At 59.9% G+C, this 22,399-nt stretch carries 20 protein-coding genes and 1 pseudogene; 16 read left to right on the top strand and 5 right to left on the bottom strand.

What is annotated here, in order from left to right:
- Positions 1 to 161 precede the first annotated feature (161 nt).
- From PG888_RS13655 to PG888_RS13640, 4 genes and pseudogenes are all read left to right on the top strand, one after another.
- On the top strand, positions 162 to 1,199 hold the full coding sequence (locus PG888_RS13655; RefSeq protein ID WP_182937924.1) for a Mal regulon transcriptional regulator MalI: 1,038 nt from the start codon (positions 162 to 164) through the stop codon (positions 1,197 to 1,199).
- A gap of 255 nt (positions 1,200 to 1,454) precedes the next feature.
- Positions 1,455 to 1,718, top strand: coding sequence for a hypothetical protein (locus PG888_RS13650; RefSeq protein ID WP_058052881.1), 264 nt, complete (start codon positions 1,455 to 1,457; stop codon positions 1,716 to 1,718).
- Between the two features lie 145 nt (positions 1,719 to 1,863).
- Positions 1,864 to 2,193: pseudogene (locus tag PG888_RS13645) on the top strand (AAA family ATPase); the annotation flags it as partial.
- A gap of 11 nt (positions 2,194 to 2,204) precedes the next feature.
- Positions 2,205 to 2,453 carry a hypothetical protein gene (locus PG888_RS13640; RefSeq protein WP_182937925.1) on the top strand — a complete coding sequence of 83 codons (249 nt, stop codon included), beginning with the start codon at positions 2,205 to 2,207 and terminating at the stop codon, positions 2,451 to 2,453.
- 65 nt (positions 2,454 to 2,518) lie between these two features.
- On the opposite strand, the gene PG888_RS13635 is transcribed toward PG888_RS13640, so the two are convergent.
- Positions 2,519 to 4,543 carry a bifunctional 2',3'-cyclic-nucleotide 2'-phosphodiesterase/3'-nucleotidase gene (locus PG888_RS13635; RefSeq protein WP_182937926.1) on the bottom strand — a complete coding sequence of 675 codons (2,025 nt, stop codon included), beginning with the start codon at positions 4,541 to 4,543 and terminating at the stop codon, positions 2,519 to 2,521.
- Between the two features lie 750 nt (positions 4,544 to 5,293).
- On the opposite strand from PG888_RS13635, the gene PG888_RS13630 reads away from it, so the two are divergent.
- A complete protein-coding gene (locus PG888_RS13630) occupies positions 5,294 to 7,201 on the top strand; it encodes a PTS fructose transporter subunit IIABC (RefSeq protein WP_182937927.1) in 1,908 nt (635 codons plus the stop codon).
- A 104-nt stretch (positions 7,202 to 7,305) separates the two neighbouring features.
- Here the strand turns inward: PG888_RS13630 and PG888_RS13625 are convergent, their stop codons facing one another.
- Positions 7,306 to 8,697 carry a protein-tyrosine phosphatase family protein gene (locus tag PG888_RS13625; protein ID WP_182937928.1) on the bottom strand — a complete coding sequence of 464 codons (1,392 nt, stop codon included), beginning with the start codon at positions 8,695 to 8,697 and terminating at the stop codon, positions 7,306 to 7,308.
- 197 nt (positions 8,698 to 8,894) lie between these two features.
- Between PG888_RS13625 and PG888_RS13620 the strand changes: the two genes are divergently transcribed.
- The 11 genes from PG888_RS13620 (at position 8,895) to PG888_RS13570 (ending at position 19,468) form a co-directional block, all read left to right on the top strand.
- Entirely contained in the window at positions 8,895 to 9,320 is a 426-nt protein-coding gene (locus PG888_RS13620) for a CesT family type III secretion system chaperone (protein WP_182937929.1), read from the top strand.
- A 430-nt stretch (positions 9,321 to 9,750) separates the two neighbouring features.
- On the top strand, positions 9,751 to 11,157 hold the full coding sequence (gene uhpT, locus PG888_RS13615; RefSeq protein WP_042656195.1) for a hexose-6-phosphate:phosphate antiporter: 1,407 nt from the start codon (positions 9,751 to 9,753) through the stop codon (positions 11,155 to 11,157).
- 218 nt (positions 11,158 to 11,375) lie between these two features.
- Positions 11,376 to 11,681, top strand: a complete 306-nt coding sequence (locus tag PG888_RS13610) for a PTS fructose transporter subunit IIB (RefSeq protein ID WP_042656196.1) — start codon at positions 11,376 to 11,378, stop codon at positions 11,679 to 11,681.
- Positions 11,681 to 12,448 carry a PTS sugar transporter subunit IIA gene (locus PG888_RS13605; RefSeq protein WP_182937930.1) on the top strand — a complete coding sequence of 256 codons (768 nt, stop codon included), beginning with the start codon at positions 11,681 to 11,683 and terminating at the stop codon, positions 12,446 to 12,448. Before PG888_RS13610 ends, PG888_RS13605 begins: the two co-directional genes overlap by 1 nt.
- Before the next feature lie 106 nt (positions 12,449 to 12,554).
- Complete coding sequence (gene rluE / locus PG888_RS13600) at positions 12,555 to 13,430, top strand: 23S rRNA pseudouridine(2457) synthase RluE (protein WP_182937931.1); 876 nt, start codon at positions 12,555 to 12,557, stop codon at positions 13,428 to 13,430.
- An 84-nt stretch (positions 13,431 to 13,514) separates the two neighbouring features.
- Positions 13,515 to 14,012, top strand: a complete 498-nt coding sequence (locus PG888_RS13595; RefSeq protein ID WP_182937932.1) for an NUDIX hydrolase — start codon at positions 13,515 to 13,517, stop codon at positions 14,010 to 14,012.
- Positions 14,013 to 14,330: 318 nt separating this feature from the next.
- Complete coding sequence (mnmA, locus tag PG888_RS13590) at positions 14,331 to 15,437, top strand: tRNA 2-thiouridine(34) synthase MnmA (RefSeq protein WP_005353619.1); 1,107 nt, start codon at positions 14,331 to 14,333, stop codon at positions 15,435 to 15,437.
- A gap of 23 nt (positions 15,438 to 15,460) precedes the next feature.
- Positions 15,461 to 16,075, top strand: coding sequence for a high frequency lysogenization protein HflD (gene hflD / locus PG888_RS13585; RefSeq protein ID WP_005334622.1), 615 nt, complete (start codon positions 15,461 to 15,463; stop codon positions 16,073 to 16,075).
- 129 nt (positions 16,076 to 16,204) lie between these two features.
- Positions 16,205 to 17,575: an adenylosuccinate lyase gene (purB, locus tag PG888_RS13580; protein WP_182937933.1), complete on the top strand. Its 1,371-nt coding sequence runs from the start codon at positions 16,205 to 16,207 to the stop codon at positions 17,573 to 17,575.
- Positions 17,576 to 17,740: 165 nt separating this feature from the next.
- Complete coding sequence (locus tag PG888_RS13575; protein WP_182937934.1) at positions 17,741 to 18,871, top strand: ribosomal protein uL16 3-hydroxylase; 1,131 nt, start codon at positions 17,741 to 17,743, stop codon at positions 18,869 to 18,871.
- Positions 18,872 to 19,054: 183 nt separating this feature from the next.
- A complete protein-coding gene (locus PG888_RS13570; protein ID WP_182937935.1) occupies positions 19,055 to 19,468 on the top strand; it encodes a hypothetical protein in 414 nt (137 codons plus the stop codon).
- A gap of 109 nt (positions 19,469 to 19,577) precedes the next feature.
- On the opposite strand, the gene PG888_RS13565 is transcribed toward PG888_RS13570, so the two are convergent.
- Genes PG888_RS13565 through PG888_RS13555 form a run of 3 tightly spaced genes read right to left on the bottom strand, consistent with a single transcriptional unit; the run spans position 19,578 to position 22,378 of the window.
- Positions 19,578 to 20,117, bottom strand: a complete 540-nt coding sequence (locus tag PG888_RS13565) for a GNAT family N-acetyltransferase (RefSeq protein WP_058052868.1) — start codon at positions 20,115 to 20,117, stop codon at positions 19,578 to 19,580.
- Between the two features lie 6 nt (positions 20,118 to 20,123).
- Positions 20,124 to 21,764 (bottom strand): GNAT family N-acetyltransferase, encoded by a 1,641-nt coding sequence (locus PG888_RS13560; protein WP_182937936.1) that lies wholly within the window; start codon positions 21,762 to 21,764, stop codon positions 20,124 to 20,126.
- Positions 21,764 to 22,378 (bottom strand): glutathione S-transferase family protein, encoded by a 615-nt coding sequence (locus tag PG888_RS13555; RefSeq protein ID WP_058052866.1) that lies wholly within the window; start codon positions 22,376 to 22,378, stop codon positions 21,764 to 21,766. The genes PG888_RS13560 and PG888_RS13555 overlap by 1 nt, the downstream gene beginning before the upstream one ends.
- Positions 22,379 to 22,399: the final 21 nt, after the last annotated feature.

Here is a 22,399-nt window from a genome sequence, read left to right as displayed (position 1 = left end):
TTGCAAGTGCCGACAAGATCACAGAATGAGGGGGCTGGCTGGCAGCAGGATCCAAATTTGTGAGCCGGATCGGCCCAATGGTGATGTAACGTTTCACTTGAGCATCCGAGCAGGTATGCTGGGGCCTCGCACTCAACCAGCCATCGCACCCCTTTCGCCCTATGCCGTCCAAACCGCTCGTCTCGAAAAACGTCAAGATCACCGATGTCGCCCAGCGGGCGGGAGTCTCGGTCACCACCGTCTCAATGGTGCTCAACGGCAAGGGGCGCATCTCGCCCGCCACCGCCGAGCGGGTGCAGCAGGCGATAAAAGAGCTCGACTACGTGCCCAACAGCGCCGCCGCCAACCTGCGCAGCCAGCAATCCAATCTGGTAGGGCTGATCCTGCGTGACATCACCGACCCCTTCTATACCGAGGTGACCGCCGGGGTGAGCGAGGTGCTGGAGCAGCAGGGCTATCTGCTGTTTCTGACCCAGTGCGGCCACAGCCCGGAGCGGTTGCAACAGAGCATCCAGTCCCTGTCACGGCAGGGAGTGGCGGGCATCATCTTCAATCCGGTGCGCGGCGCGGCGGCCAAGACCCTGGAGACCCTGCTCGATTCCGAACTGCCGGTGGTGTGCGCCGCCCGCTCCTACTATCGGGATGATGTGGACTTTATCGGCCCCGACAACACCCACGCCGCCAAACAGGCCACCACTTATCTCATCGAACAGGGTCACCGCCATATCGCCTATGTCGGCGGGCGGGCCGACTCCCTCACCCGCGCCGAGCGCATCGGCGGCTACTGCGCCAGCCTGCTGCAATATGGCCTCCCCTTCAAACCGGAGTGGGTATTGGAGTGCGAACGCACCCAGCGCAGCGCCGCCGACACCATCGCCCAGCTGCTGCACCAGCATCCCAAGGTGACCGCTATTCTCTGCCACTACCCCGAGGTGGCGCTCGGTGGCATTTACGGGGTGGAGGCAAGCGGGCGCACCGTGGGCAAGGACAACTACATCGGCCAGCAGGTGGCCCTGCTCGGCTTTGACGATGTGGCGGAAGCGGAACTCACCACCCCCGCCCTCACCTTCGTCAGCTCACCGGCGCGGGAGATTGGCCGTCAGGCGGCAAGGCGGCTGCTGGCCCGGATGCAGCAACCCGAGCTCGCCCCCAACCGCCATATCATCACCCCCAACCTGCAAAAGCGTGCATCGGCCTGAGCTGGCAAGGCTGGCCCGTCTGCAGCAGCCCGAACTTGCCCCCATCCGCCATCACATCACCACTCACCAGCAAACCGCAGAAGCGAGAATCGGCCTTAGTCGCTGCGGTTATGGTGCGCTGGCTGACGGCTGTCGAGGTCAAATAACAAAGAAGGCGGCGCAAAACGTGAGCCTGCTCACTGCGCTGGCAAGGAGAGATTGAGAGCCAAGTGGAGAGGGATATGATGGGCGTCCACTCTCTTCACGAGCCCCTTTATGAGCAACCCGCACGACCAGAACCCGCCAACTGAAATCCATCGCTGTGACAAATGCAGGGAGCGCACCCGCCATATCGTGGTGTTGGTGCCACGGGATCACAGCCAGGATGTGATGCCCAAAGACCCGCGCAAAGCCTTCTGGCAAGCCTTTCGCTCCAGCAGCCTGACCAATGCGGTATTCGGCCAGACCCTCGCCTATCAGGCCACCCATGTAAAACATCTTATCTGCGAACGCTGCGGGGAAAAGTTTCTGGAGTATTGAGTGGTTGTGCTTCCCAACAAGGGGTGAAGCTCTGCCTGCGGTCACTGTCCCAAGTGGGCGGATAGCAGCCGCTTAATAAGTAATTTATTGATCTTTGGCAGGTTTTCGCTCAGCCGCGGTTTTACCCTGCCCCGCTCTCGACTAATCATGGGTGGTCGAAGGGATATTTGGCGCCCTCGCCGAACAGCTGCTTGATACTGCCGATACCCTGCTCTTTCTGGATCTCGACTGGTCTGTATGCCGGGATTCACTGCTATCGCGCGGGTCACAAAGCGCCAAACAGCGCGATGCAGTGGCTGCGGAAAAGAACTTTCAACAACTGCTGGTGTGGGCATCGGAATATGGGCAGCGAGCTGGCAAAAGCTCCCGCCACTTCCATCGCGAACTGTTTGATCGATTCCCAAACGACAAGCACCGTTTCACGACTCGGGCAGAGGTAAATAGCTATCTCACTCAACTGACCGTTAACAGCTAACAGGAGACTTGATGGACCAATACAAACAGACTCCAAAACCTGACCATATTTTTTTCAGAAAATTTATATCCTATCTGGCTATTACCTTGCCTATCGGCCTGATCCCGGAATTTATTCGGCAGGATTTTCATCTGGATTTGCTCTCATGGCAGAAGGGCGGCCGCCTCACTCTGGTCATGCTCGGCGTCGCGGCGACTATGGCGGGAATTGACTGGCTCGTGCATCGCTATCGAGCCAAGCGCAGCAGCCGGGGTAGTTGACCAGCCCACAAGCCGTGTAATGGCAAGAGCGGGGTAAAAAAAGGCGGCCCGCAGGCCGCCCGGCATTACTGACCTAACAGCTGGTAGACAGCATGATTGGCAAACTTGGGATCGTTGGCCACCACGCCTTCCACCCGTTTCAGAGTGGGGCCTGCCAGCTTCTCGACCTCGGGGTTTGGCGAGGAGTAGAAGTAGACCTTGGTCGTGGCGGGCAACGGCTTCAGATGCCAGTTGTCAGCGGCTTTGACCTCGAAACCATCTTGGTTGGCGCTGCTCAGCTGCTTCACATAGGCAGAGAGCACTTCCCGTGTTTCCATCGGATCTTCGTGTACCAGTGCCTGACCATTGATGCCCGGGAAGCTGCCACCACCGCTGGCGCGGTAGTTGTTGGTGACCACGTAGAAGTTCTGCTTCGGATCGATCGCGTTGCCATTGTAGGTGAGCTGGCTAATGCGCTGGCTGTCGCTGACCTTCTTGCCATCCTGGTTATAGCGAGCAGGCTGGGTGACATCCACCTCGTAGCTCACCCCTTTGATCGCATCGAGGTTGTAGGGACGGAAATCGTCAACCACCAGCCACTGCGCCTGATCGGAGTTCGGGTCAATCTGACGATACTGGACGGCACTCTTCTCCAGCCACTCTTTCACGGTGGCGCCATCGACTTTCACCACCTGCAAGGTATTGGGGAAGACATAGAGATCCGCGACGTTACGCCCGGAGATGTCGCCCGCCTGCACCCAGGTGTAGTCGTTGGGACCGTTGCGCCCGCCACGGAACGGCGCCGCCGCCGACAGCACGGGCAGGTCTTCCTTGAGGCCGCAATTAAGGCCGTTCTGCTTCAGGCAATCCGCTTTCACCTGCTCGACATGCCACTGCTGGGCATCGCTCACGATCTGGATGGAGGCATCATCCTGCGCGACCGAGAAGAAGCTATGAATAGGGGCGGTCAGCTTGCCGATGGGCAGGCTCAGCCACTCAATGGTCTCGTCGTGGACGGTCTGGATCAGATTCACGACCCCCTGATCCTCTTCACCGCTTGGCAACGCTTTGACCTTGCGCAGTTCAGAGTGACTATCCGCCACCTGCCAACGCCCATCCTGATAGGTCAACTTGAGATCGATGATGCCAAGATGGTTACCGGTCACGCCGGGCATAACGGCCGGAACGCCAGCAATCTTGCCCGTTTTGTTATCCACTTTTTCGATATCGGGATACTCGCCGGGGAAGGCTTTGTGGGCATGGCCCAGCAGCAGGGCATCCAGCCCCTTCACCTGGGCAAGATAGATGGCGGCGTTCTCCATCAGAGGCTCTTGCGGGGTGCCGGTGATACCGGAGTGCGCCGCAATGATCACCAGATCGGCACCCTTGGCACGCATCTCGGGGATGTAGTGCTCGGCAGTCTCGACCATGTCAGCCACGACGACCTTGCCTTCAAGGTTGTGCTTGTCCCACTGGAGGATCTGGGGCGGGTTCATCCCCAGCACGCCCACCTTGATGGTCTGCGTCTTGCCGTTGGCATCTTTTACCTGACGATCCAGCAGCACATAGGGTTTGAAGTGTTGCGGCATGGCATCCCAGTCAACCTTGCCGTCACTGCCGCGCTTGAGGGTGTTGCCATCGAAGACGTTGGCATTCACGACCTGGTAGTTGGCCCCGGAGAGGGTTTTCGCCAGGAACTCGAGGCCGTAGTTGAATTCATGGTTGCCGAGGTTGCCCACGTCATATTTCAGCTCGTTGAGCACCTTGATGGCGGGGTGACCTGCCGACTTGGTCAGATAATCGGGATCGCCCTTGTATTGGGAAAAGACATAGTCAGAAAGGGGAGTGCCCTGGATCAGGTCACCGTTGTCGATCAGCAGGTTGTTGCTGTTCTCGTCACGGGCCTGCTTGATCAGCAAGGCCGTGCGGGCAAGGCCCAGCGAATCATCTCGCTTGTTCTGGTAGTAGTCGAAGCTCAGCAGGTTGGAGTGAACGTCGGAGGTCTCCATCAACCGCAGATTGACATCGCCCGGGGTACTGTCGTCACTGCTTTGGCATCCGGAGAGGGCAAGCAGTACCGCCACCGCGCTCAGTTTGAGAGTGAAGTGCATTGTTATTTTTCTCGCTTATTGTTAGTGCCAGTCGGGGCATGCTACCTGCTGTGGTAGGGTTTATCTGTGATCCACGTGGGTTTATAACTACAATAACCACATTAATATTCGAAATTTAAGGCATAGACAGTATTTTAAACTGACAGATGCAACATTCATTTCGTGCCGGCACGGTCATGGCCCGCTGGTGCCAATAGCGCAGCCTATTCGGACATTCGCGTCATCACCTCTATCTTTTCAGCCACTCCCTCTCTTGCCACCACACGCGCTTCCCAAACAGGCGGAGCCATTCGCTTCGTTCATTGCGCCCTACGTCCCCCTCTGCGCTCGCCCTGCCAATCCAATTGGCTTCTGCCTTCAGGCGCATAAAAATCCTAATCCGCCCGACGAAAGCGCGACTTTTTGTGAGAAAGGTCACATATCGCGGCACCGTTAAACCACATATAAATCCAGACCCCGCAGGTGATTAATTTATTGACATGGCGCATAACAAACCTTGCTGCACGCTTTATACCAATTCATTTGTTTGTTTTTAAAGAAAAAATCAGCAACGACCTGAAAATGGCGAGTCCTGCCTGAAAACGGGATCTTCATCACATCGCGTTTTACTGCGCACAAAAATCCAGTGATTAGCACATTTGTCCGATAGGGAGGGGGCGAGCGAGCCGCGATAATGATCAGGTCATTTTTATCCAGTACGTCGATACGTACTCACGCATAGCTTCCGTCACCGGAAGCGGGGAGAGCGCCATGATCACCACCTTGATCAATGAACATCTGATCAATCTCGATTTGAAAGCGACGCGTAAGGAAGAGGTCTTCACCGAGATGGCCCGCCTGCTGGCGTCGCAAGGCAAGGTCAGCGACGAGCAGGCCTTTATCAAGGATCTGTGGGCCCGCGAAGAGCTGGGCAACACCGGCTTTGAGGAGGGCGTGGCCCTGCCCCACGCCAAGAGTGCGGCGGTGTGCAACCCGGCGGTCGCCATCGGCATCAGCCGCAACGGCATCGAGTACGGCGCCGAAGATGGCAAGCCGTCCCACATTTTCTTCATGATTGCCTCCCCCGATGGCGGCGCCAATCACCATATCGAGGTGCTGGCCGAGCTCTCCGGCAAGCTGATCGAAGAGGGCTTTATCGCCAAGCTGCTGGCGGCCAAGAGCCCGGCCGACGCGCTGGCGCTGCTGCTGGCGAAGAAAGAGGAGCAGAACGCGGCCCCAGCCACCAGCAAGGGTTTCATCATAGGTGTCACCGGTTGCCCGGCCGGTATCGCCCACACCTATCTGGCGGCCGAGTCGCTGGAGCGCGCCGCCCGCGAGCTGGGTTATGAGGTAAAGGTGGAGACCAATGGCTCCATCGGCGTCAAGAACAGCCCGACTGCGGACGAGATTGCCCGTGCCACCGCTATCGTGGTCGCCTGTGACAAGCAGGTGGACATGGCCCGCTTCGCTGGCAAGCCGCTGATCAAAACCGGCGTGAAAGCCCCCATCAAGGATGGCAAGGGTCTGATCCAGCAGGCGCTGAAAGCCCCGGCCTATGTGGCTGGCAAAGAAGATAAAAAGGGTGACGAGAAGAGCGCAGGCGGCAGTTCCGATCTCTATCGCTACCTGATGAACGGCGTATCGCACATGATCCCGTTCGTGGTGACCGGCGGTCTGTTGATTGCGCTGGCGCTGGCCATCGGCGGCAACCCGACCCCGAGCGGCATGCAGATCCCGGAAGGGAGCATGTGGAACCAGATCCTCAACGTCGGCGTGGCCGCCTTCACCCTGATGATCCCCATTCTGGCGGGCTATATCGCCTACGCCATCGGTGATCGTCCGGCGCTGGCGCCAGGTTTTATCGGCGGCTGGATCGCCAACAACGGCAGCTTCTACGGCGCTGATGCCGGGACCGGCTTTATCGGTGCCATCATTGCGGGCCTCTTGGTCGGCTATCTGGTGCGCTGGATTGCGACCCGCCAGTACCACAAGATGGTGCAACCGCTGGTGCCGATCCTGATCGCTCCGATCGTGGGTTCCCTGTTTATCGCTGCGGTATTCATCTTCATCATCGGCGCCCCGATTGCCGACATGATGACTGGCCTGAACGCCATGCTGCTCTCCATGAGCGGTGGCAGTCTGGTGCTGCTGGGTATCGTGCTGGGTGGTATGGCTGGCTTTGATATGGGTGGCCCGGTCAACAAGGTGGCGTTTCTGTTCTCCGTCGGCATGATTGCCTCCGGTCAGACCCAGTTTATGGGAGCCATGGCCTGCGCCATCCCGGCCGCGCCGCTCGGCATGTCGCTGGCGACCGTGCTCGGTCGCAAGCTCGGTATCTTCGATGCCTCTGAAATCGAAGCGGGCAAAGCCGCCGGTGCCATGGGTCTGGTGGGGATCTCCGAAGGGGCGATTCCATTCGCCGCCCGTGATCCGCTGGCCGTTATTCCGGCCAACATTCTGGGCAGCATGACCGCTGCGGTGATGGCCTTCCTGTTCGGCATCACCAACAGCGTCGCTCACGGTGGCCCCATCGTCGCCCTGCTGGGTGCGGTCAACAAACCGCTGCTGGCGCTGCTCTGCATGGTCTGTGGTGCCATCGTCACCGGCGTGGTGGCGGTTGCCCTGAAAAAACTGCGGGTCAAAAAGAGTGACGAGGTAACCCTGGCCAAGGCGGCCTGAGTGCCTCCTCGCCATCGCGGCTCGTAAAACATGACAAGAGGCCACCCCACGGGGTGGCCTCTTTGCGTTTGTCGAACAAACCCGCCAAGGGGATTTGCCTTCTGTTATGCCCGCAGTAATGGGCGCTGCTGATGCTGAGCCAGGGTCATCAATACCTCCAGCTGCTCCTGTTTTTGCACCATAACGCCATTGCGGCTGGTGCGCATGCTGCTGACCACCTCCTCCGTACTCAGGGCCGCATTGCGCGGATCGTGCATCGCCATGACACCGATCACCTGCGCGGTACGTCCCACCCCGGCACGGCAATGAACCACCGGTAGCAATTTGTTCTCATCCCCCACCGCCGAACTGCCCGCCTTCTCATACATGGCGCGCTTCGCTTGCGCATTTTGCTCCAGCAGGGCTGACAGCCGTTCAGTCACCTCGGCGCTGACGGCGGTTTTATCTGGCCAGTTGCTGACATGAACCACAGGCACCTGGATCCCCTTCTTGCCAGAGCCGGGCATGGTCAGTGCCATCTGATAAACATCGGCCTGAATGCCATCACCCAGGTCGACACTCATCTTGTGATCGGACTTTACCGATACCGCCCCATATTGGCCGCTCTGACGAAAATAGTCGGGCATCTTGAACTGGGGATTGGCGATTTCGTTGGCGGAAGCCAGAACCGCCAGTACCGGCGTCCGGTTGTCGAACAGCATCTGCAAATGACTCTCAAGCTGACTGTCGAGCGGGTACTGGCAAGCAATGGAGCGATGGGTTCCGACCTGCACATAGTTGGCGTTGAGATCAGGGCGCACGGCGGTCATCTTGTTGGCGCGAATATCGTTGAAGCGGTTGAGCTGACTGCCATCGCGGCTTTGCAGATAACGATCAGGTTGCACCGAGGGTTGCAGCTGTTGCTGTAAACCGGCCAGCCTGCTGCTCAGTTCCCGCTTCGTCTGCACCCCGTAAGGATCAACCGCCGCAGGGGTCACCATTCTGGGCGCGGCACTCATCAGTCGTTCATGCTGCTGGGCCAGTGCCGGGCCGGCATTGCGCGGAGGAAGGGCCGGAGCCTGACGTGGCGGCAATGGCGGCGCATCCTGACCTGCTGGCGCGCTCGCCCCGTGATGCTGTGTTCCCTGCTGACGCATGGCGGCATCCAGCAAGGTCTTGGCATCCCTGAGGGTCAGCTGGTCGCTGCGCAATCCCACCAGTTGGCTCTGGCCATGGCCGAGGCTGCGCAGCTCGAAGTTATTGTGATTGAAGCGCACTGTGCTCTTGTGCAGCTCAGCGACATCGTTCTGATTGAGGGCAATCTCCTGCACATGATGAAGCACTTCCCGAGCGAATGCTTGTTCTGTATCCCGGGCACCATTGGTGACGGTCAACCCCTGAAAACGTCCCTCCGTGTTGGCAGCCACGCCGCCTCTCAATTTGCCGGTCACCTCGCCATGTTGCTGCTCGACAAGTCGGGTTACCTGTTGGTGAAGAGAGTGAATCGCTAAGGTCATGTTTACCTCGAATGACATGAGTGAGCCGCGAGTATAAAAAGTGCTATTCCCCTCTCCTTGCACTGCCGGTCGGAAATTTTTAGCCATATTGCAAAGTGACCGATAGCAACAAAATCGACACCCATAAATGACAAATGAAATGGTTGTTTTTCGATAGTTTGCCCACCTCTCTCCACCTCTGCTGCAGGCAGCCACACATGAACGAACAATTTGACGCCGCGTTAAACGCCCTGGGCCACCACCTCGGGATCCCGCTCACTACCACAGAGGGCGTTGCCAGCATCACACTGGACAATAGCCATACCATCCATCTGGCAGCGATCGGCGATAGCCAGCTTGCCCTCTTTATGCGCCTCTCTCCCCTCAAAGATGCAGAGCAGGCCATAGTGCTACTGCAACAAAATCTCTTCTCGGCCAATCCCGCCAGCCCGCGTATCGCACTCTCTCCGGATAATCATCTCATCCTCTGGAGCCAGCATCCCCTGAGCGCCATGGATGGCAGCACCCTCTATCAGGCCCTGACCACCCTGCATCACCATAGTCTGAGCCGATTATCGGCCGCCTCTGACATCAGTGAGGCAGACAGACATGACTACTCGCCATCCCCTCTGCTGAAGGTCTAGGCAACCGAAAAACCAATACAAGGCCGCTTGCACCGGGCGGCCATGTCACCGGCCTGTGACAGCCAAACCGTTCGCCAAGCTGGCCACTTCGCCATCAATCTGGCCTGCTCAATGTGATCCTCTTCACGCTTGGGGGCCAAATCGGACAAAACTAGGAAAATTTCCTAGCCCCACTAGGGATGGCTCTCAAGCCATTTATTTCACCCCTGATTAGAGTCACCTCACCTGATGTCGTGACCCGCACCGCGACGGGCAATGTGCCCCGTCATCCCGTGCCGGGCCCGGGTTTATATGGATGGAGCGTCGAGCGCAGCAACGGCTGGCAGCCCCTGACTTTCCGTTCCCCCTTCCGTGGCGTGACCTCTTACAACCTATCTACAAATGAGGGGCGCGGCGGAAATACCGTCTATCTCGCAGAGGATGAACGAAGATGTTGAAATTTCTCCAACAGGTCCGGGTCCCCACCCTGGACCTGCCGGTCGAAGCCCGGCGCAAGCTCTGGTTCAAGCCGTTTATGCAATCTTATCTGGTTGTATTTATTGGCTATTTGACCATGTATCTGATCCGCAAGAACTTCAACATTGCGCAAAATGACATGATCCAGGAGTACGGTCTCTCGATGACCGAGCTCGGCATGATCGGCCTTGGCTTCTCCATCACCTACGGGGTGGGCAAGACCATCGTCTCCTACTACGCCGATGGCAAGAACACCAAGCAGTTCCTGCCGCTGATGCTGATCCTCTCCGCTCTGTGCATGCTGGGCTTCAGCGCCAGCATGGGCGGCACCGGCTTCAGCCTCTACTTCATGATCTTCTTCTACGCAGCCAGCGGTTTCTTCCAGAGCTGTGGCGGCTCGTGCAGCTACTCCACCATCACCAAGTGGACCCCTCGCAACAAGCGCGGCACCTATCTGGGTATGTGGAACCTCTCCCACAACGTGGGCGGTGCCGGTGCGGCCGGTGTGGCGCTGTTCGGTGCCAACTACCTGTTTGATGGCAACGTGCTCGGCATGTTTATCTTCCCGTCCATCATCGCGCTGGTCGTCGGCTTTATCGGCCTGCGTTTTGGTAGCGATTCACCGGAAGCCTATGGTCTGGGCAAGGTAGAAGAGCTGTTTGACGAAGTGGCGAGCGAAGAAGATATCGCCACCGAAGAACAGAAGCTGACCAAGGGTCAGATCTTCGTGAAGTACGTGCTGCTGAACAAGGTGATCTGGCTGCTCTGCTTTGCCAACATCTTCCTCTACGTGGTGCGCATCGGTATCGACCAGTGGTCCACCGTCTACGCTCACCAGGTACTGGGCTTCTCCAAAGAGATCGCCATTCAGGGCTTCACCTTCTTCGAAGTGGGCGCACTGGTCGGCACCCTGATGTGGGGTTACCTCTCCGATCTGGCCAACGGCCGTCGTGGTCTGGTGGCTTGCGTGGCGCTGGCGCTGATCATCGCCACCCTGGGTCTCTACCAGCATGCGACTACCCAGTTCATGTTCCTGGGTTCACTGTTCACCCTGGGCTTCCTGGTGTTTGGTCCGCAACTGCTGATCGGCGTGGCCGCCGTGGGCTTCGTACCCAAGCAGGGCATCAGCGTGGCCGATGGCGTCAAGGGCACCTTTGCCTACCTGATTGGTGACAGCTTCGCCAAACTGGGTCTGGGCATGATCGCCGATGGCACCCCCATCTTCGGTCTGACCGGCTGGACCGGCACCTTCGCCGCGCTGGACATCGCCGCAGCCACCTGTCTGGTGCTGATGGCCTGCGTAGCCGTGGCCGAAGAGCGCAAGATCCGCCGCATCAAGCGCGAACTGAAAGCCACCGAGCTGGCAGCCCAGACCGCCTGATCCCCTCAAGATTGTCGCTGATTGTTCAGGGCCACCCACACGGGTGGCCCTTGTTGTTTGGGGAAACCGGACACCCTACTGGCCCGACATCTGCCTGCGCTGCCGCTCAAGGGGCAGGCATATCCCCATCAAGATCCCACTTTTCATATGGACTTTTGGTAAAAGCCCCCCGCTGGCGCTATCTTGTGGCTCCCCCTTGTCAGCATCACAGAGAGCAGATGAAGATCGTCGCCGTCACCGCTTGCCCGACCGGTATTGCCCATACCTATATGGCTGCCGATGCCCTGCAAAAAGCCGCCACTGCGCTGGGGCTCAAGATCAAGGTCGAAACTCAGGGCGCCATGGGCATGGAGAACATGCTGACCGCCCGCGATATTGCCAGCGCCGATCTGGTGCTGATTGCCTCCGATATCGAGATCGAGCAGAAAGAGCGCTTCCTCGGCTGCCCCATCCATCAGGTGACACTAGAAACCGTGCTGCTGGATGCCAACGCCGTACTCAAGGCCCTGCCGATCCCGGCCTGATGCTGACCCGCGAGATCACCTTCTACTGCCAGCAGGGGTTGAGCATCACCCAGGCCAAGCAGTTGAACCGGCTGGCGGGGATGTTCAAATCCACCATCCGCTGCGCCAACCTCACCCGGCGCCAGACCGTTGCCGCCAGCAACCAGCTCTCCCTGCTGACCCTCGCCACCCAGCCCGGCGATCTCTGCCAGTTGCAGATCGAAGGGTGCGATGCCGAACTGGCCCATATGGCCTTCACCTGCTGGTGCGGCGAACTGGGTCAACCGCTGGTGCGCCCGCGCACCGCCGCGCTGGCCGAATTGCGACTGGCCAACGCCCTGCCCGACTACCATTTTGCCCTGCGCCAGTTGGCCCACAGCCCCGAACCGCTGAGCAAGAGCGAGGCACTCGAACATCTGATCGATCTGCTGCCCGCCGAGCTGGTCACCAACCGCGCCACCCTGACCGCCGCGGTAGAGGGGCGCGAGCAGGTCTCTGCCACCATCATCCGCCCGGGCCTTGCCATGCCCCATGTATTGAGCGAAGGGATCAGCCAGCCAGCGCTGACCCTGCTTAGCTGCAAGGAGCCCATCGAGTGGGGCTCTCAAATCGGGCCGGTAGAGACCATTATTCTGCTGGCGGTGCCGGTTGGCAGTGGACGGGAGACCCTGCGCCCCCTCACCCGACTGGCGCAGGCGATGATCGACGATGTAGTCAGCCACGCCCTGTTGCAGGCAGGCTCGGCCCCCGCCCGTCAGGCTATTGTCATCGAGAGCCTGCTGAGCTAGACGAATTAGCTCTGGGCGCTGCTTGTTGTGACGCAACAGCCATTCATCCTGCCCTCAGCACCCTGTGGTACACTCGCTGCCATCGTCTGTCTGAAGTGTGTATCCGATGAAATCTCCCCGTTCCCGTCTCTCTGTCAGCCGTTCGCCGCGCGATAACGCCCCGCGCTCGGCGGCCAAACCAGCCGCACCCCGTCATGCCGCCCCCCGCAAACCGGAGCTGGCGCCCGAAGATCGCAAGCTGTTGCTGTTGAACAAGCCCTACATGGTGCTCTGCCAGTTCACCGACGAGGCGGGCCGGGAGACCCTCAAGGATTACATCAAGGAACCCGGTATCTATGCCGCAGGGCGGCTCGATCGCGACAGCGAGGGATTGCTGCTGCTCACCAATGACGGCAAGCTGCAGGCTCGCCTCACCCAGCCGGGGGAGAAGACCCCCAAGACCTACTGGGTGCAGGTGGAAGGAGTGCCGAGCGAGGAGAAACTGGCTGCTCTGCGCGCCGGTGTGGAGCTCAACGACGGCATGACCCTGCCCGCCGAGGCGCGCATCATGGATGAACCTGTGGTGTGGCCGCGCAATCCCCCCATTCGCGAGCGCAAGGAGATCCCCACCAGCTGGCTGGAGATCACCATCATCGAGGGGCGCAATCGGCAGGTGCGGCGGATGACCGCCCATATCGGCCACCCCACCCTGCGCCTTATTCGCTACGCCATCGGCGACTGGACCCTGGATGGTCTGGCCCCCGGCGAGAGCCGCGCCCTGCCCGCTCCCGAGTTGGCGCCCGCCCCGCGCAGGGCACAGGCATCCAACAAACCGCGCAGTCAGGGCTCAGGCAGCAGCAATCCGCGCGCTGCCCAACCGACCCGAAGCCCCCATGGTCAGGGCCAGGGGCGCGACAACCGTGACACGAGCCCGCACCCGGCCAATCGCAGCGGCGGCCGTGGCACCGCGCGCCGACCGGCCCGTAGCAAGCCCTCGGAATAACGCGCAACCCGCAGGCAATCGAACACGCTGAATCGAGCCCCCGCTTCGGCCGGGGCCAAACCGGTAACGAGACAAGGAGTCCTTATGAGCGATAACCTTCCTGCATCGCAGGAGAAAACGCCGCACGAGCGCATGCAGGCCAGATTGACGGTCGCCGCGCTGGTGCAGTGGCAGGGCCGCTTTCTGGTGGTGGAAGAGGAGATAAAAGGCCAGCGCCGCTTCAACCAGCCCGCCGGTCATGTGGAGGCCGGTGAAGATCTGCTCACCGCCGCCTGCCGCGAGCTGAAAGAGGAGACGGGGCTGACCGCCACGCCTACTGCCTGGCTTGGCACCTATCTCTACAAACCGGCCGACAGCGAGGCCACCTATGTGCGCACCGCCATCATCTTCGACCTTGAAAAAGCGCCCGGTCAGCACCATCCAGAGGATCCTGATGGCGATGTGCTGGCTTGCCACTGGCTCACCCTGGAGGAGATCGCCGAGTGCAAACCGGCCCTGAGAAGCCCGCTGGTGTGGCAGTGCATCGAGGATTATCTGGCGGGGACACGGCTGCCGCTGTCGGCACTCAAGGCCTTTATTTGAGAACCTGTCCACGCTCTTACTGCGAGGCCGTGATCAAGGCTCATGTGCTGCTCGCTTGTTTGCAATCAGGAAAGCTCACGTATATACATACGCTCCGGTTCCTGCGCTGCTCTTTACCTTGCTGACGGCCTCTCGTGACAGATCGTGAACAGGCTATCCGATATCGTTTGGCACCATTTTTTCATCATGGTGCTGACAAACAGAAAAACGATTTCCTGCTATCAGGCTCCTGATGGGAACTGCGGCATGGATATGTGACCGGGGGCGCAAAACTCTGGTAGAATACGCCCCGTTTAAACGAACTGGTAACTTCGACTAATGACAGACAACAGCCAAATCAAGGTGATCGTCGGCATGTCCGGCGGCGTGGATTCTTCCGTCTCGGCCTACCTGCTCCAGCAGCAGGGCTATCAGGTCGAAGGCTTGTTCATGAAGAACTGGGAAGAAGACGACACGGACGAGTACTGCTCTGCCGCCCAGGATTTGGCTGATGCCAAGGCTGTCTGCGACAAGCTGGGGATGAAACTCCACACCATCAACTTCGCGGCCGAGTACTGGGACAATGTGTTCGAGCACTTCCTCGAAGAGTACAAGGCGGGCCGCACGCCGAACCCGGATATCCTGTGCAACAAGGAGATCAAGTTCAAGGCGTTCCTCGAATTTGCCGCCGAAGAGCTGGGTGCCACCTACATCGCCACCGGCCACTATGTGCGCCGTGACGACAGCACAGGCCGCCCGCGCCTGCTGCGCGGTCTCGATACCAACAAGGATCAGAGCTACTTCCTCTATACCCTGAGCGAGAAGCAAGTGGGTCAGAGCCTGTTCCCGGTTGGCGATCTGGAGAAGCCCGAGGTGCGCCGCATCGCCGAGCAGCTGGATCTCATCACCGCCAAGAAGAAAGACTCCACCGGTATCTGCTTTATCGGCGAGCGCAAGTTCAAGGACTTCCTGGCCAAGTTCCTGCCCGCCCAGCCCGGTAAAATCGAGACCGTGGATGGCAAGGTGATCGGCGAGCATCAGGGTCTGATGTATCACACCCTGGGCCAGCGCAAGGGGCTCGGCATCGGTGGTCGCAAAGATGCCACCGAAGAGGCCTGGTATGTGGTCGATAAAGAGGTCGAGCGCAACGTGTTGGTGGTGGCGCAGGGCGAACATCCCCGCCTCTACTCCGATGGTCTGATCGCCAGCCAGCTGCATTGGGTGGATCGCACCCCCATTCGCGAGCCGCGCCGCTGCACCGTCAAGACCCGCTACCGTCAGCAGGATATCCCCTGCCTGATCCAGCCCATCGACGACGAGACCATCCGGGTCATCTTCGACGAAAAGCAGGCTGCGGTCACCCCGGGCCAGTCCGCCGTCTTCTACGACGGGGAAGTGTGTCTGGGCGGCGGCATCATCGAACAGCGTTTCAGCCATCCGGTTTGAATCCTTAACAGAAGGCAGCAGACGTGAGCGATAAATTCCAAGACAGAACAATGGCCTTTGCCGGCATCTGCCAGGCCGCGTATCTGGTGCAGAAGGTGGCCCGAGACGGCAGCTGTGACGAGGCGGCCCTGCGCGAGAGCCTCTCCAGCATTCTGGTGACCAACCCGAGCCAGCCGCTCGAGGTGTTCAACAACACCCATCTGGCCATACGCGACGGCTACCGTGCGCTGGTCGAGCAGCTGGGTGCCGACGGCAGCCAGAAGAATGCCGAGCTGACCCGCTACGTGGTGAGTCTGATTGCACTGGAGCGCAAGCTGGCCAAGCGCAAGGACATTCTCAATATGCTGGGTGAGCGGATCAGCCAGATTGGTCGCCAGCAACAGCACTTCGATCTGCTCGACGAGCAGATTTTGGCCAACATGGCGAGCATCTACAGCGATCTTATCAGCCCCATCGGGCCGCGCATTCAGGTGGCAGGCACCCCGCTGTTCCTGCAGCAACCGCTGGTGCAGCACAAGGTGCGCGCCCTGCTGCTGGCTGGCATTCGTGCCTGCGTGCTGTGGCGTCAGCTCGGTGGCAGCCGCACCCAGATCATCTTCGCTCGCAAGAAGATGGTGGAGCTGGCCAAACGTTACTAATCATCGGCTCGCGCGCGGGCAAGCGAGGTCAACATCAGGGTGAACAGCCGCATATCCGCCCTGACGACGACTCAGCACCACGCGCGAGTGGATACGGATCCCCCACACAAATCATCAGGAGTTCACCCCATGGAGCTGTCCGCGCTGACTGCTGTTTCCCCGATTGACGGTCGTTATGGCGACAAGGCCGATGCCCTGCGCCCTATCTTCTCCGAATTCGGCCTGCTGCGTTTTCGCGTCGAAGTCGAGGTGCGCTGGTTGCAAAAACTGGCCAGCCACGCCGGGATCCCGGAAGTCCCTGCCCTGAGCGCGGCCGCCAACGCCCTGCTCGACGGCATCGTCAGCAACTTCAACGAGAGTGACGCCGCCCGTATCAAACAGATCGAGCGCACCACCAACCATGATGTGAAAGCGGTGGAGTACTTCCTCAAAGAGAAGGTTGAAGTGAACCCGGAGCTGGCGGCTGTCAGCGAGTTCATCCACTTCGCCTGCACCTCGGAAGACATCAACAACAACTCCCACGGTCTGATGCTGAAAACCGCTCGCGAAGAGGTCATCAAGCCTTATTGCGAAAAGCTGATCAGCGAGCTCAAGCGTCTGGCTCACGAGTACCGTGACATGCCGCTGCTCTCCCGTACCCACGGTCAGCCTGCCACCCCGAGCACCATGGGCAAGGAGATGGCCAACGTCGCCTACCGTCTTGAGCGTCAGTTCAAGCAGATCATGGCGGTGGAGATCCTCGGCAAGATCAACGGTGCAGTCGGCAACTACAACGCCCACCTTAGCGCCTACCCGAATGTGGACTGGCACCAGTTCTCCGAGGAGTTTGTTACCTCTCTGGGCCTGACCTGGAACCCCTACACCACCCAGATCGAGCCGCATGACTATATCGCCGAGCTGTTCGACGCCATGGCCCGCTTCAACACCATCCTGATCGACTTCGACCGCGATGTGTGGGGTTACATCTCTCTGGGCCACTTCAAGCAGCGCACCATCGCGGGGGAAATCGGCTCCTCCACCATGCCGCACAAGGTCAACCCCATCGACTTCGAGAACTCCGAAGGCAATCTGGGTCTGGCCAACGCCGTGTTCCAACATCTGGCGAGCAAGCTGCCCATCTCCCGCTGGCAGCGTGATCTGACCGACTCTACCGTACTGCGCAACCTGGGTGTGGCGGTGGGTTATTCGCTGATCGCCTATCAGGCGACCCTCAAGGGTATCTCCAAGCTGGAAGCCAACAGCGATGCCATGGCCGCTGACCTGAACGCCAACTGGGAAGTGCTGGCCGAGCCGATCCAGACCGTGATGCGCCGCTACGGTATCGAGAAGCCTTACGAGAAGCTCAAAGAGCTGACCCGTGGTCGCCGCGTCGATGCCGAAGGGATGCGTACCTTTATCGACACCCTGGAGTTGCCGGAAGCGGTGAAGGTTGAGCTGAAGAAGCTGACCCCGGCCAACTACATCGGTGACGCCCAGCGTCTGGTTGATCTGCTGAAATAAGCGGATAAATGACACCACCGGGGCCCTGTGCATGATCTGCAACAGGGCCCCGGTTATTTTATGTGGCACCCTATACAGGGTTTGCAAGAGGGCTTGCCCGAGCTTGGCAGCCGCCTCTGGCAAGACCTCTCCTGACCTTTGTCGAACCCTTTGACGAGAAGATCTATGTACGAACTCAATCTGGATATCGCTCACTTCCTCGAGCACTACTGGCAGAAGCGCCCGCTCCTTATCAAGGGCGGCTTCACCGACTTTCAGGATCCCATCAGCCCGGACGAGCTGGCGGGTCTGGCCATGGAAGAGGTGGTAGAGTCCCGCCTCGTCACCCGTTTCGACGGCAAGTGGGATGCAGCCCACGGCCCCTTCGAATCCTACGACCATCTGGGCGAAGAGAACTGGACCATTCTGGTACAGGCTTGCAACCACTGGGCGCCCGAGGTGAACGAACTGGCCGTGCCGTTCCAGTTTATCCCCGGCTGGCGACTGGACGACGTGATGGTGAGCTTCTCCACCCCGCATGCGGGTGTCGGCCCCCACATCGACCACTACGATGTATTCATCACCCAAGGCCTGGGCAAGCGTCACTGGCGGGTTGGCGATGCGCTGCCGCTCAACGAGTTTGCCGCCCACGCCGCGCTGCTGCACTGCGAACCGTTCGAGGCGATCATCGACGTCATCATGGAGCCGGGCGATATCCTCTACATTCCGCCCAGATTCCCCCACGAAGGCTACGCCATCGAACCCTCCATGAACTTCTCGGTCGGCTTCCGCGCACCGGATGCCAAGGCGCTGATCTCCTCCTTTGCCGATCACCTGATCGACAACGAGGTGCGTACCGAGCGTTACAGCGACCCGGATCTCAAGCCCCGTGCCCGTCACGGCGAGATCCAGCCCCACGAGCTGCACCGTCTGCGTGAGCTGATGCAGCAGGCCCTCGATGACGAGACCCTGTTCAAGGAGTGGTTCGGCACCATGATCTCCGAGGCCAAGCACGATCTGGATGTCAATCCGGTCGAGCCGGACTACAGCGCCGAAGAGGTTGCCGACCTGCTGACCCAGGGCGAGCCCGCCATCAAGGTGCCGGGTCTGCGATCGGTCTGGTTTAGCGGTGATAGCCAGCAGTGCTATATCGACGGCGAAGCCTGGACCCTGCCAAGCATCGATCCCGCCGCCATTTCGCTGCTGTGTGACAAAGACATCATCACTCAGGCCGACATGGTTGAACTGGCCGATCAGGCCGGTTTCCTGCAACTGCTGACCCGTCTGGTCAACCGCGGTTACTGGTTCTTCAACTGAACCTGCTGTAATTGAACGATAAAAAGGCGCCTTATGGCGCCTTTTAAATGGCTCCGCAGCTGCTCAATTAACAATCTATTCGCGAAGCTGAACCTACTCTTGATGAACCTGCATGTGGTGCTTTGTTGAACGAAAGCGGCCACGTATCATGCGGTCGTTCCTGTTCAGAAGAGAAGCGCCACCATGCAAATCACCTCCCAGCCCATGCCACTGCCCGATTACAGCAAATACCCCTCCTACCCCGATGTGACACCCGAGCAGATCAATAAAGCCCGCAATGAAGCGTTGGCCAAAAAGGATGAGGTGAAGGCGCAAAGCGAGGAGACGGCAACGGCTCGCAGGACCATGGCGGTCTCTTATACGGCCAACCAGCAGGATAAAGCCGTGGTGGAGCGCTACCTGGAAGCCAGCGGTCAGGAGACCGACAGCAAGTCGGGCCCGAGCACTGCTGAAGTGTATCAGGCGGCGAATCGCTACCAGCGCCAACAGAATCTGAGCGACTACATGCAATTCCAGCAGAGCCCGCTCGCCCGGCAGATGGGCGACATGGTGGGCGAAGATAATCGCAAGGGCACCCAGCTGGACATCGTCGCCTGAGTTAACTTGCCCGAGTGACGGACCTGAGTCAGCCCAGCAGGGACCGATATAAACTGAAAAAGCCCTCGATGAGGGCTTTTTCGTTATGGCTTGTCGCTGCGACTTCTCGCTATAGATGGGCCTCTTCTGTCAGCGCATCCGGTAACTCGTCGGGAAGTTCATCAAACAGCGGGTGGTAGAGCACCTCACCCTGCACTCCCGCAAAACCGCGTTCCTGCAGCTCCATCGCCATAAAGCAGTCGGCAGGCACCTCATAGATGCAGTGCAGGCCAAACTCGCTGGCCGGGCGGAAACCGAAACGGTTGTAGTAGACCGGGTCCCCGAGTACCACCACCCCTTTCCAGTCCATCTCGAGCGCCGTATCAAGCCCTTCACGAATAAGGTCCGAGCCAATCCCCTGACCTTGCCAGTCGGGATGAACCGCGACCGGCGCCAGACCGAGCCAGGGCCCTTCCAGGCCGTTAATGGTGATCGGGCTTAGCATCAGGTGCCCCATAAACTCGTACTCTTCCTCTTCGACCATGGTCACCACGGCAGCGCCACATTCGCGCAGGCGGTTGACCAGTTCGGCCTCATCGGAACGACCGAAGGCGGCACTCAGCAGCTCATAAACCGGCAGCATGTCACCGGGGCGCTCGGTTCTCAACATCTGGTATTACTCCTCGTACAGCAGAGCAGGCATTATTCCACATAACGGCTGGTCACTCTGAGTACCTTTGTCCAAAAATGGGAGGGTGCACTCAGGAAAACGAGCTGCAAACTGCTGCTGCAAGGCTGACAGCGTAGCCGGGGTGACCCGGTTCATCGCCTCGCAGTAGGCAAGCCAGAGGGCGGGAGCCTCCTTCGACAACCGCGCGAAGGTCAATTCGGGCGCTTGATACCAGTAGCCATCCAGCTCGTCGACCAGCTCCGGCAGCTCCACCAGCAGCCGTAACTGCTGATAACGTATCTGCGGCAAGTCACCCTGTTCCTCCAGCGCCTGCGCCATCAATTGGTTGAACCAGTGGAGCCGTGATGCACGCTCTTCACGGTTGAGCAGATCGGGCCCCTGGCGCTGCAGCGCGGCCAGTTGCAGCAGCCATGCCAGCCCCTGTTCATCCCGATCTTTGAGCAACACACCACCAAGATGGGACATCTGTTCCGGTTCAGCCTGATCCAGCAGATCAACGGGGTAACAGCGCAGCTCCAGCAACTGCTCAAGATGCGGCGGGTAGCGCAGAGAGCAGAGCGCCTCCCCCGATCCGGTCTCATCCACAAAGAGCGAGATGGCCAGCTTGCCGTTGGCTGCCTGCCGATTGCTCGTTGCGGGATCCCACAGGATCACCACGGCGATCCGCTCATCAGCAAGCCAATGGGCAATTTCCTCGGGCAAGGAATTGGGCAAGGTGGGAGCGCGATCCAGCCGCCAGTAGCTCACCTCGCACGGTTGACGACCGCTGAGCTGGCGCCGCCCGCGATAGTGCATCCCCAGTTTTGCCATCACCCGGCCGGAGGCTAAATTGTCTGGCATATGGCGAGCCGTCAGCGCAGGCAGTTGCAGTTGGTCAAAGGCGAACCCCTTGACCAAGCGTGCGGCCCGGGTGGCCAGACCGCGATTCTGCCAGGGCACGCCAACCCACCAGGCCAGCTCGCCATTCCAGTGCAGGGAGATCACCCCGACCAGCGCCGCTCCTTGCTCCTCTGGCAAGGTGATGGCCCAGCTCCAGCCAAGCCCAAGCGCCGCCTTGCGCCAGCTGAGCGCCAGCCAGTCGCGGGCCCCCTCCGGCGGATAGGGATGAGGAATATTGAGGGTGTAGCGGGCCAGCGCCTCGTCGCTGCAGTAGCGCACGATCTCACGATCATCGGCCGCCTGCAGTGGTCGCAGCACGACGCCTGATAGCGGATGATCCTCAACCAGGGTCGGCACCGTCACGCGGCGCGCCAGCAGGCGATTTAGCACGGCGCCCAAATCGGCCTCGGGGGTGAGCGGCAAGTCAGCCCCCACCGGGCCAAGGGTCAGCAGCCCCTGCTCCCTGGCGAGGGTCAGCAGCGAGGTAGAGGCACTGATCAGGATCTGGCGGCTGGGATCAACATGAAAATCCGCCAGCAGATCGCCATCGAGCCAGGCGGCCAGCAGGACCCCCGGGCAGAGCACCCCGTCAGGGGGACAACTCGCCCAGGGAGCATCGCTTTGATCGAGGGCGGACGCCGCCTCTTTGCCCAGCAGCAGTTGCCAGCGATGGCCTCGCTGCTGCCAGTGCCGCAACAGCGCAGTCCACTGCGGCTGCCACAGAGTCGCCTCGATCAGCAGTTCCATCAGCTGGCCTGACAGGCCGCCGGCAGCGTCAGGTGACGGGGATGAGCTTCGATACGGGCGATCCAGCTACGGATAGCTGGCCACCCCTGCAGGGAGAAGATCCCCTCCTCTGCCACGTGGGTGTAGGCATAAAGGGCGATATCGGCAATGGTCGGCGCATCACCGCACAGGTAGGGGCTCTGTTTCAGCTGCTGTTCCATTACCGCCAGCGCCTTCTCGCCACCGGCTTTCAGCCCGTCGAGCCGCGCCTCCTGAGACTCGGGGCGGCCAAGATAGTGAACGATAAAGCGGGCCACCGCGATATAGGGCTCATGACTGTACTGCTCGAAGAACATCCATTTGAGCACCTCGGCCTGCTGGCGCGGATCGGTGGGCCACAAGGCGCTGCCTTGCGCCAGATAGAAGAGGATGGCATTGGATTCCGCCAACGCATCGCCTTGGCCCATCTCCAGCACCGGGATCTTGCCGTTGGGGTTCATGGCCAAAAACGCGGGGGTACGGATATCCCCCGCCTGAATATCCACCGCTACCCACTCAAGGGGCAGATCCAGCCAGCGGGCCAGCAGCCACACCTTGTAGCAGTTGCCGGAACGCAGATCACCATACAGACGCATACACACTCCTTGTGAAAACGA

The sequence above is a fragment of the Aeromonas sp. QDB23 genome, assembly GCF_027707745.1.
GTDB lineage: Bacteria > Pseudomonadota > Gammaproteobacteria > Enterobacterales > Aeromonadaceae > Aeromonas > Aeromonas allosaccharophila.
Note: the sequence above shows the minus strand (reverse complement) of the source record. Positions and strands in the feature narration are given on the sequence as shown.